This window comes from Nostoc commune NIES-4072 (assembly GCF_003113895.1).
Lineage (GTDB): Bacteria > Cyanobacteriota > Cyanobacteriia > Cyanobacteriales > Nostocaceae > Nostoc > Nostoc commune.
The window spans coordinates 1,154,713-1,168,148 of sequence record NZ_BDUD01000001.1 but is presented as its reverse complement, the minus strand read 5'-3'; the positions used below and the strand labels follow the sequence as shown (position 1 = coordinate 1,168,148).

At 40.3% G+C, this 13,436-nt stretch carries 18 protein-coding genes, 1 other RNA gene and 1 pseudogene; 9 read left to right on the top strand and 11 right to left on the bottom strand.

Annotation, left to right across the window (positions count from 1 at the left end):
- Positions 1-300: 300 nt before the first annotated feature.
- The gene (locus CDC33_RS05200; protein ID WP_109007584.1) at positions 301-1,548 is read right to left on the bottom strand and encodes an RNA-guided endonuclease InsQ/TnpB family protein; all 1,248 of its coding nucleotides are present in this window, start codon (positions 1,546-1,548) and stop codon (positions 301-303) included.
- 62 nt (positions 1,549-1,610) lie between these two features.
- Here CDC33_RS05200 and CDC33_RS05195 point away from each other — a divergent pair, with 62 nt between their 5' ends.
- Positions 1,611-1,790, top strand: a complete 180-nt coding sequence (locus CDC33_RS05195) for a hypothetical protein (RefSeq protein ID WP_109007583.1) — start codon at positions 1,611-1,613, stop codon at positions 1,788-1,790.
- Between the two features lie 125 nt (positions 1,791-1,915).
- Here CDC33_RS05195 and ssrS read toward each other — a convergent pair.
- The 4 genes from ssrS to CDC33_RS05175 form a co-directional block, all read right to left on the bottom strand.
- Positions 1,916-2,099: non-coding RNA, 6S RNA (gene ssrS, locus CDC33_RS05190), on the bottom strand.
- Between the two features lie 61 nt (positions 2,100-2,160).
- A complete protein-coding gene (locus tag CDC33_RS05185) occupies positions 2,161-3,318 on the bottom strand; it encodes a 5-(carboxyamino)imidazole ribonucleotide synthase (protein WP_109007582.1) in 1,158 nt (385 codons plus the stop codon).
- Complete coding sequence (locus CDC33_RS05180; protein ID WP_109012449.1) at positions 3,315-3,806, bottom strand: pentapeptide repeat-containing protein; 492 nt, start codon at positions 3,804-3,806, stop codon at positions 3,315-3,317. The genes CDC33_RS05185 and CDC33_RS05180 overlap by 4 nt, the downstream gene beginning before the upstream one ends.
- Positions 3,807-4,109: 303 nt before the next feature.
- Positions 4,110-4,262, bottom strand: coding sequence for a lmo0937 family membrane protein (locus tag CDC33_RS05175; RefSeq protein ID WP_109007581.1), 153 nt, complete (start codon positions 4,260-4,262; stop codon positions 4,110-4,112).
- Between the two features lie 525 nt (positions 4,263-4,787).
- Here CDC33_RS05175 and CDC33_RS05170 point away from each other — a divergent pair.
- Complete coding sequence (locus CDC33_RS05170; RefSeq protein WP_181373898.1) at positions 4,788-5,111, top strand: slr1957 family protein; 324 nt, start codon at positions 4,788-4,790, stop codon at positions 5,109-5,111.
- 436 nt (positions 5,112-5,547) lie between these two features.
- Here CDC33_RS05170 and CDC33_RS05160 read toward each other — a convergent pair whose 3' ends face one another.
- On the bottom strand, positions 5,548-5,745 hold the full coding sequence (locus tag CDC33_RS05160) for a hypothetical protein (RefSeq protein ID WP_146195776.1): 198 nt from the start codon (positions 5,743-5,745) through the stop codon (positions 5,548-5,550).
- Between the two features lie 351 nt (positions 5,746-6,096).
- Here CDC33_RS05160 and CDC33_RS05155 point away from each other — a divergent pair, with 351 nt between their 5' ends.
- Positions 6,097-6,324 (top strand): hypothetical protein, encoded by a 228-nt coding sequence (locus CDC33_RS05155; protein ID WP_109007578.1) that lies wholly within the window; start codon positions 6,097-6,099, stop codon positions 6,322-6,324.
- Between the two features lie 16 nt (positions 6,325-6,340).
- The gene (locus CDC33_RS05150; RefSeq protein ID WP_109007577.1) at positions 6,341-6,739 is read left to right on the top strand and encodes a type II toxin-antitoxin system VapC family toxin; all 399 of its coding nucleotides are present in this window, start codon (positions 6,341-6,343) and stop codon (positions 6,737-6,739) included.
- A gap of 57 nt (positions 6,740-6,796) precedes the next feature.
- Here CDC33_RS05150 and CDC33_RS38335 read toward each other — a convergent pair whose 3' ends face one another.
- A complete protein-coding gene (locus CDC33_RS38335) occupies positions 6,797-6,952 on the bottom strand; it encodes a hypothetical protein (RefSeq protein WP_181373897.1) in 156 nt (51 codons plus the stop codon).
- A 205-nt stretch (positions 6,953-7,157) separates the two neighbouring features.
- On the opposite strand from CDC33_RS38335, the gene CDC33_RS05145 reads away from it, so the two are divergent.
- Positions 7,158-7,397 carry a hypothetical protein gene (locus CDC33_RS05145; protein WP_109007576.1) on the top strand — a complete coding sequence of 80 codons (240 nt, stop codon included), beginning with the start codon at positions 7,158-7,160 and terminating at the stop codon, positions 7,395-7,397.
- Between the two features lie 147 nt (positions 7,398-7,544).
- Here the strand turns inward: CDC33_RS05145 and CDC33_RS05140 are convergent, their stop codons facing one another.
- On the bottom strand, positions 7,545-7,787 hold the full coding sequence (locus CDC33_RS05140; protein WP_109007575.1) for a hypothetical protein: 243 nt from the start codon (positions 7,785-7,787) through the stop codon (positions 7,545-7,547).
- A 122-nt stretch (positions 7,788-7,909) separates the two neighbouring features.
- Between CDC33_RS05140 and CDC33_RS05135 the strand changes: the two genes are divergently transcribed.
- The 3 genes from CDC33_RS05135 to CDC33_RS05125 all read left to right on the top strand — a co-directional run bounded on the left by CDC33_RS05135 (position 7,910) and on the right by CDC33_RS05125 (position 10,763).
- A complete protein-coding gene (locus CDC33_RS05135; protein ID WP_109007574.1) occupies positions 7,910-9,940 on the top strand; it encodes an FAD-dependent oxidoreductase in 2,031 nt (676 codons plus the stop codon).
- A 149-nt stretch (positions 9,941-10,089) separates the two neighbouring features.
- Positions 10,090-10,416 carry an ATP-dependent Clp protease adapter ClpS gene (clpS, locus tag CDC33_RS05130; protein WP_109007573.1) on the top strand — a complete coding sequence of 109 codons (327 nt, stop codon included), beginning with the start codon at positions 10,090-10,092 and terminating at the stop codon, positions 10,414-10,416.
- A gap of 5 nt (positions 10,417-10,421) precedes the next feature.
- The gene (locus CDC33_RS05125) at positions 10,422-10,763 is read left to right on the top strand and encodes a DUF2103 domain-containing protein (RefSeq protein ID WP_109007572.1); all 342 of its coding nucleotides are present in this window, start codon (positions 10,422-10,424) and stop codon (positions 10,761-10,763) included.
- A gap of 34 nt (positions 10,764-10,797) precedes the next feature.
- Here CDC33_RS05125 and CDC33_RS05120 read toward each other — a convergent pair whose 3' ends face one another.
- The 3 genes and pseudogenes from CDC33_RS05120 to CDC33_RS05110 form a co-directional block, all read right to left on the bottom strand.
- On the bottom strand, positions 10,798-11,118 hold the full coding sequence (locus CDC33_RS05120; protein ID WP_109007571.1) for a hypothetical protein: 321 nt from the start codon (positions 11,116-11,118) through the stop codon (positions 10,798-10,800).
- Between the two features lie 395 nt (positions 11,119-11,513).
- Entirely contained in the window at positions 11,514-11,999 is a 486-nt protein-coding gene (locus CDC33_RS05115) for a molybdenum cofactor biosynthesis protein MoaE (RefSeq protein WP_109007570.1), read from the bottom strand.
- 155 nt (positions 12,000-12,154) lie between these two features.
- A pseudogene (locus CDC33_RS05110) lies at positions 12,155-12,541 on the bottom strand (alpha-isopropylmalate synthase regulatory domain-containing protein); the annotation flags it as partial.
- A 636-nt stretch (positions 12,542-13,177) separates the two neighbouring features.
- Between CDC33_RS05110 and CDC33_RS05105 the strand changes: the two are divergent.
- On the top strand, positions 13,178-13,432 hold the full coding sequence (locus CDC33_RS05105; RefSeq protein WP_109007569.1) for a DUF4212 domain-containing protein: 255 nt from the start codon (positions 13,178-13,180) through the stop codon (positions 13,430-13,432).
- Positions 13,433-13,436: the final 4 nt, after the last annotated feature.

Sequence of the window (13,436 nt, the reverse complement as noted above, 5' to 3'; positions counted from 1 at the left end):
AACCACAATTTCAGATAATTTTGTCATCTTAACTCTGAACGATACCTAATTTAGAATCAAGTTATACAGATTTTGTTTTTATCTCCAGATATTAGTAATTTATAAATTAATTTTTTTTGATTAATATAGCCAAAATGCTGAATTGCGTTGTTTCAGGTTTTTAGTTTAGATTTTCTTATTTTTGCTATAAGTAATACTTATTTAAATAATTGGCGTTGCATATTTGCGAGATGATTTAGCAACTTCCAAATTGCTCCCCCTGTTCTGCAATGCCAAATAATTAAAGCTCGTGACATACTCCTACACTGATGCTTCTCTACGAGAGGCTTCGCCAACGCATACAGTGTAGGCTTCCAAGACAATCCGGCTACTGCTTAGGAGACTCTTGGCTTTAAGAACGGAATGCCCTACCGCTCTATTTTTTATGTTTCGCGCTGCGTTATGATCACGGTCAAGACTACATTCACAATTAGGGCAGTCATGCCATCTTTCATGCAACTTTTTGGGAACTTTCACCCCACAACTAGAACAGTCTTGTGACGTACCCGATGGATTCACTGCAATTACCGATAACCCAGCATTTTCGGCTTTGGTTGTTAAAATTGACAGGAAGCTTGACCATCCAGCATCATGCACAGATTTTGCTAGTATCGAACGAGAAAGTCCTTTGATGTTTAAATCTTCATGAACTACGACATCATATTTTTTCAGTAGGTTGTTCGCTGTCTTAAAGTGAAAATCTTTGCGCTTATCAGCTACTTTTTTGTGTTGCTTGGCGACTTGCTTGATAGCTTTTTTGCGTCGATTACTTCCTTTTTTACGGCGTGAGATACGTTTTTGAATGACCCGCAATCGCTTAGTCGCCTTACGGTAATGCTGAGGAATTGAAACAACCTCACCATCGGAAGTTGTCAAAAACTCTTTTAAGCCCAGGTCAATGCCTGTAATCGAGTCTGCATTGAAATCAGGCTTAATGCTTGGGACTGTCGTATCTTCAAGGCTTAAAGTTAAATAATAACCATCAGCTTTTTTGGTAACAGATGCAGTCTTGATTTTAAATCCGTCTGGAATAGGACGATGCTTTAGGACTTTAACTATGCCGAACATCGGCAAAGTAATTAGATTGCCTTGCAGACACCCATCCTTCATTTGCGGATAAGTAAAAGTCCTGTATCGGTCGCGTGACTTAAACCGAGGTCGTCCACTTCGTTTACCATTGCTATCACATGCGAAAAAACGGTCAAACGTCACCTTAACTCGTTTAACTATATCCTGTAGCACCTGCGAGTAAATCTCACCGTACCAAGGATGAGTTTTTTTAAGCTGCGGTAGCGTTTTCTTTTGTGAGTAATAGTCTGGGTTATCCCGCAACTCTGGTATATGGCAGACAAGAGGGCAAGCGTTAATCGGTGAGCGATTGCGCTCGTACCAATCAAATCTATCAACCAACAAGTAATTATATTGAGCGCATAGCATAGACAACCATCTATCTATTTCAATGGCTTGTTGTTTTGTTGGTCGTAGCTTGTATTGGTACGCTGTCCTCATTTGTACACTCTCAACGATTACGACTATGATCACATATTAGTGACAACAACGGGTAGACAAATATGAAAACTACTAGATTAAATGTCAGAATGTCTCAGCGCAGATTAAACAAACTTCGCTCTTATGCTGTAATGAAAGATAAAACAGTCACGCAAATAGTAGAAGACTGGGTTGATAGACTGCCAAATCCAGAGAGTGTTAAAAATAACGCTGACCCCCTTCCTGTCAATCCTGCGGATTGAATTGGTCGGAGGTCGCGTTATTTTTAACCGCCTTATATCTCGCCACTGACTCGGAGTACCCAGTACAGTGGGAGGCTTACGGCGTAATAGCTAAGTTCTAACTGACTTTAGGAGCTAATAATTTTAAGTTCACCGCGACGCCGTTTTACCTAAGTTTATGACCTGGGTTTATCCAGGTGGGAACCTAAATTCCTCGTTTAAAGTTTCCGGGTACATGCCCGGTCTACTGCCACGAGAACAGTTGACTCCCTTGTCATTAAAGGCATAGATCAAAAAACTTGATGGCAGTCACCAACGTCGTAGTGCAACTTCACCCATTATAGCTTTCAAAAAGATGTTGTGTGTTCAACATCGAAAGTTTCTGAAAAATTTACCTGGGATACCAGATAGATTCTATGCTGTGGGCGATGTCGTTGGCGATCGCTTGCTCTCGATTCTGATTATCTAGCAAAACGGTAACATGCCCCAACTTCCGCCCAGGACGTGATTCTGTCTTCCCATACCAGTGAACGTGCGCTTGGGGAATTTCTGCTATTTGTTGACGCTGGCTTTGGTAGTCGCTATGAGAATTTTCATACCCCAGTAGGTTCACCATTACAGCGCCAGCGCACTGCAAAGCTGGATTTCCTAAAGGTAAACCACAAACAGCTCTCAGGTGCTGCTCAAACTGCGAAGTTTCACAGGCGTCAATAGAAAAATGCCCAGAATTGTGGGTGCGGGGTGCAATTTCATTTACCAAGATTTTGCCATTAGTACTTAGAAATAGCTCAATTCCAAAAATGCCCACTACTTCTAGGCTATTTAATAGAGTATGTGCGATCGCTTGGATTTCTGCTACTTGATTAGGCGTAATCTTGGCTGGTGCAATTACCCGCCGACACACTTGTTGTTCTTGTTGGGTTTCTACCACTGGATAAGTTACAATTTCTCCCTCTACAGAACGAGCTGCAATTATTGCTAGTTCTCTTTCAAATGGGATAAATTCTTCTAACAAGAAAAGTGATTGATTTAAAGTTGTTGTAGTTTCATAACTTAGCTTTTGCTCTAAAGTAGCAAAATCCTGAATTATGAAAGTACCTTGACCATCATAACCGTGACGGCGGGATTTCAAAACTACTGGAAAACCTAGATATTCTATTTGTGATTTAAGATTTTCTACCTTGTCAAGGGCTAAAAATTGGGGAACAGGTAAGCCCAAGTCGCGTAAATAGCAACGTTGATGATATTTATCTAAAAGAGGAGCTAAAGCTTCTAACCTGGGACGAAAAGAAATGCCTTGTTGTACTAAAACAGATAAAGCATCTAAGTTAACAAATTCGTTTTCAAAGGTGATAACATCGCATTTTTGAGCTAATATTTCCGTAGCAGTTGCATCATCAACTGGGGCAAAAACAGTTTCTTTAGCAATTGACACGGCCGGGTCATCTTCACTAGGAGTTTGTACTACTAATTCTACTCCTAGCTTTTGTGCTGCATCCGCCATCATCCAGGCAAGTTGTCCGCCACCAATTACACCAACACGTTTCATTGACATCCTAGAGAATCACGAGTTTGCACGCCTGTTTTCGAATTCACACCACTGGCTTTACCGCACAGTTCTTTGATTTGCGCTCTATCCAAAATTGCATCTGTAAAATCTGCACCGTCTATATTCACATCATTAAATATGGCGCGGAGCAAAAGAGCTTCTTTGAAAACTGCATCGCTCAAATCTGCCTTAGTCAAGTTTACCTGATCAACCATTGCATTCGTTAAATCTGCTCCGTGGAGATTTGCATTTGTCATCACCGAAGCACTCATGACTGCTCCTCGCAAGTCAGCGTTAGAAAAGTTAGCCAGTTCCATATTGGCGTTAGAAAACTCCGCAGCTTGCAAGCTTTCACCAGAAAAATCACGCCTTGACAACTCTGCATTGCTAAATGAAAGCGGATGAGTCCAGTCTACTGCCTGTGCGGGATCAGCCACGCACCATATAATAATTCCTAGAAGGAACGCCAATCCTTGCCGCCACAACATATCGAGAGTTAATTTGGTGTCTAATCGCTGCATTTAATTACCGCATTTGAATATTAGCAAGATTGGATCATCTTAATTGAGACTTCCAGCCTCGCTACTGGACTTGGTGAACATGTATTTCCCTAGCTTAATATTTTGTAACGCAAAAAGGGTAGATGCGTAGCCTGTGGTAGACATTGCTTCTCACCCTTACTAGCTAGACGGCAATATAGCGTTTCCTTAGCAGCTTAGGTACACTCAAATCTTTTTTTCCAAGGTTAATAACTTTTAAAACCTACCTTACTAGATCGGGAACTACTATATTTACACATCACGCGCTTTGAAAAAATTATAGATAGCAAGAGCGATCGCTATAAGCAACACCGCATGAATTAAATTTCCGGCAATATGAAGTGCCAGTCCTAATGCCCAAAAAGCAACCAGTACAACAACAATACCCCAAAGTATACTCAACATATATTTGATTTGAATTAAGTAAGTTTTTATTTCTTTAGATATTTTACTCCTAGCTTCAGTTTGATTCTATTTACCCTCAGAGAGGTATATAAATTTAAATCATCTTTCTTGAGAAAGAAAATTAATTAAAAATTTATCTTTATGACCTTAGCCGCAATTTTATTTCCCCTTTAACTGAACCTACGCTCGTTGACTTATTTACAATTATTCATTTTTAGATTTGAATGTCAGGATATAAAGAGTTTTCTTAAGCAGTAATACTCATGGGTTAATTTACAATTCGTGATTTTCAATGTTTAAAGTAAAGTTTATTGTCTTTTAAATTCAACAGCCCCCATCAACTGTTAGTCTTTTAATTAATGAAAGCAAGGTTTGAGCGTAATTATATGCGTTTCAACTGCTTGACAAAGCTTAAAAGTTGGATAATTAGCGTTAATTTTATAGCGATTAGTTAGTTTTTCAGGAATCTCCAAGAGTTTACATTCACCAAGTACACAACTTAGACAAACCGAACTCCGAAACCCGATGATGAATCATTACTCACTTCAATGGATTGAAGCATGGTGCCAAGAAAATGGCTGGACAGATTTATTTGTAGAGCGACGTAACAACTTCTGGGCTTTCCCTCCGGGTGGGGTAATGCCGGAACCAATTCCAGTTCATGTTCTCAGGGTGATTAAAGCCGAGAAGGGATTGACTTTTGAAGAACGATTGTGGTCGATGTCCGCAGTAATTGGCACAATTTTAGCTGTTCTCTGTACCTTTTGGTTGCAGTCGCCGATGCCATTAGTTTTGGCTTTCGCTTTTAACGCCGTTACGGTGGCTCAATTTGAACTTGAAGATGCCTAAATTCTTAATTTTGGGCTTTGCTATTAAAAACTGCTCTTGTCTACTTTTAGCAAGAGCAGTTTTTAAGTAAGGATTAAGGTAACAGAATATTGACAAAGGGGATAGTTGAGGGGGAGTATCACAAATATGAACCAACACCTGCCGTACTGTTTTAGACCGAGAAAGCTTGAACCAGTTATCGAAACAACAACTGGTAAAGATAATTATTGAGCATAGCAAGGTAATACGTGAGTTCCAGAAAAACATCTACGTTGCTGTAGAAATTTGGTAGAGAAAAACTTTCAATGAGCGATCTAAACTACAAATTATGAATGCGTTAGCGTAGCTCACCGTAGGTATCGCCCTCATTTTATTTGTAATGGCAGAGATGGCATTGTTTGTAGCGATCGCCCGGCTAGAAAAGAGCCGGGCGATCGCACCGATCAACTAATTTCCATTACTTTAGCAATGCCTTTGTGCCATTGCCATTTGTCGTCGCTTTATCTGTATTCGGTGTCATCACTGCTGCGATCGTCGTTGTTGGCGCAGTCTTCAATGCAGTATTCCCCACGGATCGCTTACTACTCTTGCGTGGTTTACCCCCTGCCTGCATATACTGCAAACTGTTCTTACCATAGCGCGTCGCCACACTCATCAACATTTTTTCCGAATAGCTGAATATCGTGTTGAAGTACTCAAATATCGTGTTGAAGTACTTGCGTTGCTTTTATGAAAAGTGAAATTAAATTGACGCTGATTAAAATTATTCACACGTTGATATAGGTATTCTTCAACTTTGTGATTTTTTATATGCTTTATGCTGCGTAGGCGTAGCCCGTCGTAGACATGGCAATCTTGTAATTGAGATGATAGCGAATGCTATACAGCATAGGTTTTTTGTGCATAGCTATCGCGCTGAAGGTTTTGAGTCTGTCAAATTTTAGTTAAAATATTCTAGTGCCGTGATTTAATTAGCGATCGCTCAAGTTACTCAACGCAACCCATTATGTTACAAACAATTCAAGGAATATACAGGAACGGCAAAATCGAATTAGCTGAAGTCCCACAAAATATTACCGAAAGCCAAGTTTTTGTAACTTTTTTAAGTTCTAAATCAGTCAGTTTAGATAGTCAGCTTATGTCTTTTGGTATGTTTTCAGGTTCTCAGCAATCCACTGAGTCTGATTTCAAAGATGCTGAGTTTCATGGCGATGCTGACGAGGCTCTGAGTTAGACATGAATCTATCAACATGAAATATATACTTGATACCCATGCTCTAATCTGGTTTTTAGAAGGTAATTCTCGTTTAAGCCCTATTGTAAAAGCTATTCTTTCTGATGCAACCAGTGAATTAATTTTGCCTGCGATCGCTTTGGCGGAGTCGGTATGGATCGTTAGTCGTGGTAAAACTTCGATTCCTTCTGTTGATGCCTTGTTAAAGGTTGTAAAGAATGATAGACGAGTTTTTATACATCCACTGGATTTTGATGTCATTGAAAAAAGTGCAGAACTAACCTCTATCAATGAAATGCACGATCGCCAAATTGTATCAACAGCTTTAGTTGTAGAGAGTCAAGGAAATCAAGTAGCTTTATTAACTTGCGATCAAAATATTTTTGCTGCAAATTTGGTAACAATTATTTGGTAATTATTTGGCTTTGCGATCGCTAGTTCAATTTTCATCAAATCAAAGGCGGGTATCATTTCAACCTATGCGATCGCGCTCAGATAACGGGAAAAGGCGATCGCGCCATTCACAATAAATGTTCGTACATTTCATATATATAGGAATCCGATTTGATTTCTGAAAAGATACGTAGGATGTGTTAGCGACAGCGTAACGCATCAAACCCTTGTTCATAGTGCGTTACGAACTCCGTTCTAACACACTCTACAATACCTAATTTCGTTCAAAAATCAAATAGTAATCCTATAGCAATCTTATTTGAGTTGTGAAAATGCGCGATGTCCATATCCCCGACTTCTTCAAGAAGTCGGGGATCTAATTTTTCACGAATGATTTAGGATTGCTATATGATGGGTAGATCGGCGTGAACAAGCAATAAATGATTACTCAAGACAATTTTAAATCTTTTTTACTATCGCTAGGTTTTGAGCAAAATGGAGATGTATTATCAAAGCACTTTTTGCATACAGAGGGGATGCTCAAGGTAGATTTTAATAAAAAACAATTAATTTATCCTGAGGATCATGGATTAATTATTAATGAGCGTCAGACTTGCAACTTCTCTCAAAATGAAAATTTTGTTGTTTTTGAGTGCGTACATCGACTTTTACTAATCTGAAGCAACAAGTAATGAAAAGATATTTATAAATGATTTTTGATTTACCTAAATTGGCTATAAGTGCGCTCTATACAGGTTGATAGGCGATCGCTGTTGAATATTGCTCCCTTTTGCGTAAGCGTAGCCCGTCGTAGACATCGCGCTCACTCAGATGATGGGAAAAGGCGTATCGCAAAACATATAGGTCGGTTTTAGTATTGGCGATCGCTCGATCAAGATTTTATGACCACGTAGTTGAATAGCGATGCCTTCTCTTTCAGAGACGCTACCGCGAACGGCAACCCCAAGGGGGAACGCTTCAGGTGTATCCAGTTGATCCTCTTCTTTAGACTGGGCAGATAAAGCAGACTTTCTAGCATGACAACAAGACAGGATAAATTTAGCCTGCATACTCAGTATTTTCAGTGTAAAGATTGTATTTAAATATATTTACTCTTATAAACTTGTGATGATCATTTCCTGGATGCTACCTTCTACAAGATGACACAGGATTTGGAGCAGTTTTTTTTACCATGAAGCGCAGACACAAAGTAGCCTATAGCTTGACATCGCTAATCAGTCTCAATTTAGTATCTACCTTAGTTGCATTTGATGGTGCAAACGCCGCACCACCAAGAACCCCAGATAAAACTGTCAACTGCGAGATTTTAGTTGTTGGTGGTGGATTATCTGGTGCAGCCACAGCCTACGAGGGGTTACTAGCAGGACGAACGGTTTGTCTTACGGAAATTACTGACTGGCTGGGAGGACAAATTTCTTCTCAAGGGACATCTGCGTTAGACGAACGCCCAACTCAGCGTGCCCTCAAATTCTATTCTCGCGGCTACATGGAATTGCGAAACCGCATTGGGCGCAAATACGGTGAACTTAACCCCGGTGATTGTTGGGTAAGTGACTCTTGCTTTCTCCCCCGCGATGCTCACACAATTTTGGTTCAGATGCTCAAAGATGCCGAGAAGCAGGGCAAAGGGAAGTTGCAATGGTTTCCCAACACGGTAATTAAGGATTTGGAAATCGCTGCTGATGGCAAAATAATTAATGGTGCGATCGCTATTCAACATCAACCACCAAAAGGCGCACCACCGCTCAATACCTTTACTTTATCTCAAAGTATTGAAGATTCTTATAGCTACGAAAACTCATCTCGATTTACCAAAACTATTGTTCGTTTCCTCCCCAAGGCAGATAAAGGGGATGCTCCTAAATGGTACGTCATAGACGCGAGCGAAACTGGAGAAATTATCGCCCTTGCTGATGTCCCCTACCGATTAGGTATTGATGCCCTTTCTTACCTAGAACCTTCTGCTTCCAGCGCCAATAACGACCCTTATTGCCCTCAAGGCTTTACCTACACCTTTGCAATGGAGGCCACAAAGGAACCGCAACCGCAGACGATGCCAGCATTTTATCCACAATACGCCCCATATTTCAGCTATGAATTAAAGCGACTGGCTAACTTTGACTTAGTTTTTACCTATCGTCGCATTTTGAGTCCAAACAAAGGAAAACCAGAAAAATTCGGTGGTGTAAGTTTTACTGCTCCTACACCAGGGGACATCTCCATGCAAAACTGGACTTGGGGTAACGATTACCGCCCTGGAACAGCCCAAGATAACCTGATTTACAGTCGCCAACAGTTAGAAAGTACTGGGCAGTTAAAATCAGGTGGTTGGATGGGGGGACTGCGAACAGAAACCCTCCGCAAAGCTGAGGAAAATGCCCTCTCTTTCTATTATTGGTTAGTAGCTGGGACTACAGATTCCCAGTTGGGGGAGGGTGTAAAACAGCAGCAAAGCAATAACCGCTTTGTTTCCGGGCTAAATTCCCCGATGGGTACAGTACATGGCTTATCGAAATATCCCTATATGCGCGAAGGACGGCGGATCATTGGCCGCCCTAGTTGGGGACAACCTGGTGGCTTTGGTATTTGGGAAATTGATATTTCTCGCCGAGATTACAATGATCAGTATTACTCCCAGACTCTGCCAGCAGATATGTATCGGAGGCTACGAGCAGCCCTTGCAGGTTTGGAAGCAGTATCAGTAATTGAAGGTAAAGTCTCACCAGAAAAAGCAATGCGACGGACTCGTTCTACCATCTTCCCCGACGCTGTGGGTATTGGTCACTACGCTATAGATTTCCATCCTTGCATGGTGAATAGTCCCCCAGAAGCCCCTGGTAATACAGAACGTCCAGGTGAAAGGCGTGGTGCAGGTCAAGCTTATCCCTTCCAAATTGCTCTGAGGGCAATGATTCCCCAGAAAATTGATAATTTACTAGTAGGAGGCAAAAGCATTGCTACTAGTCATATTGCTGCTGCTGCCTATCGAGTCCATTCCTTTGAATGGTCTTCTGGCGCAGCTGCGGGAACTATTGCTAGTTTTGCCCTGAAAAATGCGATCGCACCCTACCAACTAGTCGATGATTTACCCAAACAAGAGCCACAATTGGAAGCACTCAAACGGCTTTTGCAACAAAATGGCAACCCCACAGCCTTCCCCGATACATCCATTTTTAACGAAAACTGGGATAATTGGCGATAGATAGTTATTGGTCATTTGTCATTGGTCATTGGTCATTGGTCATTTGTTAAGGACAACGGATAACGGACAAATGACGAATGACAACTGACAATGGACTAAACTACTTGCTTGTAGTGTAGTTTTGTAAAATTATCTTGCTTAATTGTTCTATGCTTATGACACTTTCAGCAGATGTTTACGGGATGGCCACAGCACCAACTAAAGCTCCTGAACGGTCTAATCAAGTTACCCGTAAGACTTATCCGAATTACAAAGTGATTGTATTAAACGATGATTTTAATACATTCCAACATGTGAGTGAATGTTTGATGAAATATATTCCAGGGATGACTGGCGATCGCGCATGGGATCTAACTAATCAGGTACACTATGAAGGTCAAGCGATCGTCTGGGTCGGGCCCCAAGAACCTGCGGAACTTTATCATCAGCAGCTGCACCGAGCAGGTTTGACAATGGCACCTCTAGAAGCAGCTTAATTATCATGGGCAAACCCACCGCAGATTCCCTCCGATCGGCTTCTCTACGAGACGCTACGCGAACGCAAAAAGCTGGCAGACTGGTTTGGAATCACTCGACCCACCTTGATGGTCTTATTCCCATTTTAGAACGTCTTTGTCAGCAGGACAACATCCAAACTGTAACGCCGGGAGTGATTGGGCGGGCAAAAGGCCATTGCCCGAAAATGCAACTGCGCGTTTCAGTACCAATTCGCGGCGGCTATAAAGTAATTGCACGGCAGGGGAAGACTGTACAAGAGGTCTTTATTTTAACCACTTTAGCGCAGTCAGAATTGGAAACGGCATTAGCGATCGCTATGAAATAATCATGCCCAATTCCCAATTCCCCATGCCCTATAACTATTCTTCAACACGGTGGACTGCAAATTTGTGTAGTGGCAGACTAACGACGCAAGAAAAAGTTAAGAAATATGACAGAGCTGTAGTTATTCTCAAAGTCATGAGTACAGATTCCCAGTCGGGTAAAACTATTTTTTCTATACCAAAGGCTACACAGTAAACTAGCCAGTAGGTAAAGCTCATTCTAAATAAAATCCGCTCTGTCTCTTCTACATCATTTTTTTGCTGTTTACTGTCCCACAGTAATACCAGCCCAACAATGCAAGCTACAAAGGAAACAGCAACTACAAATTCGTGACAAAATATATTTAACGAATGCATTGGTGTTTGTCCCCACGTTTTTCAGTTGAAGATCAGTCTAAAGGAATATTCCTTATAGAAATACAAATTATTTACAAACCTCAATAGAGTCATGCATTTTCTGTAAACAAATGCAACATAAATTGTTGTTTTGCAAATATAAAATTTTAATAAAAATTAAATATTCCTATTAAGTAGGTATTTGGGAATTAGAGATTACTGATTGGTTTAGATTTTGAACAAATAAAAAACTCGCGTATTTTTTACTATGCTTTGGGAAAATTAAAACCCAAACGGTAAAGTACTGGTTGATGTCATCCAGCACTTAGCAATGTCTAAGACAGGCGTAACTGTGGCACAAGTTATAGTTCGCTAATTGCTGGATAAATTGAGCGTGTTCAATAACCTCAGAAATTTTAACAATTTTCTCCTGATGTTTCGCAAGCAGCAATACTTACCCAACGGCTAGAACCATCTTCCCAATGTTCTTTTTTCCAAATGGGTGCTTGGTGTTTGAGGGTATCAATAGCATATTGGCAAGCTTCAAACGCCTCACTCCGATGAGGACAACCTACTGCGACTAAAACGCTAATTTCTCCAACTTGCAAACGTCCAGTGCGATGATGAATCACTACCCGATTCACATCAGGCGTAGATAAGCGAATATCAGCAGCAATTTGATAAAATATCCGCAATGCCATAGGTTCGTAAGCTTGATACTCTAGAGCAATTACAGGTTGACCATCAGTTTGATTGCGAACTACGCCACTCATGATAACCACAGCACCGTTGGCTGGATCGTTAGATAAGGCATAGATTTCTTCAAGAGACAATGGTGCAAAGCTAATGGCAAAACTATCTTCAGCTCTTGGTTTAACAGCAGAGGTCAGTGTAGTTGTCATAACTGCGATCGTATTAGGTGGGCTTTTTCTATTGTCCCTGAACAAAACACTGCTGGTATATGTTTAGCTGCTCTTGCTATAGCAGTTCTCGTTTATGTATAGGTACAATCGCTTCTCTACAAGGATTTATGCCTGTATTCAGCAACGCATCCGATCTACCCAGAGACAACGGCAGAGTTTATCTCATGAAACTCGGATTTCTCAGTTTGCAAGTAACGATAAAGACGATTCAGGGCGTTGATATGAGCGTAAGCTGCGGCTACCACGATATCAGTATCAGATGCTTGCCCAGAGAATATCCGCTCTTGATGCTTCAAGCGAACTGTCACGGTTCCTAGTGCATCAATCCCACCAGTCACAGATTGGACGGAAAATTCAATTAGTTGATTGGGAATCTGCACCAATCGATTGATTGCTTGATAGACCGCATCCACCGGGCCAGTGCCTACACTCGCATCTGTAAGGATTTTGCCTTCAGGAGTGACAATTGTAATAGTTGCAGTTGGGCAAGTGCAGTCACCGCAGATTACCTGAACGTGTTCATTATTTTTGTGCAGCTTCCAAGACTAGTTAAAAAATCTATGAAGACGCTGGTTGTTGAGAATAAAGCGAATCAGTTAGTTAAAATCAGCTTTTTCTCACCATGATGATAGAAGTTCTCATCTATACAGACTGCAATGCATCCGAAAGCTCAATAAAACAGTATCTGTATCATAATTTACTATGTTTTGCTAATGCCCCATCTGTGTAATAACAAAATCGCTATATTAATGTTATTAAACATACTAAGTAATAATCCACAGTAATTATTCGTATATTTTGTAAGTTAACTTAACTCACTTTTATGAGTATCAATTGCTTTTATGGTAGTAAAAACAAATCTTTAGCATTTAAAGACTTAAAATGCTTAATAGTTAATACTTAATTTACATTAAAGTATTAGTATAAAAAACTACTTTATTGCTGCTGTTTTATTGTATATTTCAGCTTCATCAAGCAACATTTGTTCACAAATAACTATACGGTAATTTTTAACCAGTTGTGATTTAGGAGAATTTATTACTTAAACAATAAATATTATTTACTAAATAATTTAAAAATTAATACAGTCATTAGGCAGGATATCAACGGCTTATTGGTATTATTTTGATGCACTAACGCAATGATGATGAACAACGATGGATGAAGATCAGCGCCGTTCTTATTGGCGTGCTAATACTGCTTTAATTCGTAATCTTTTAATTGTCTGGGCATTGGTTTCCCTAATTTTTAGTATTTTGTTGGTTCAACCTTTGAATGCGATACGGTTTTTTGGCGTACCCTTTGGCTTTTGGATGGCGCAACAAGGATCAATCCTGGTATTTGTGGCCTTAATTTTCATTTATGCCTTTCAAATGGACAAACTAGATCAAAAATACAATATTAAGAAGTGAGGAA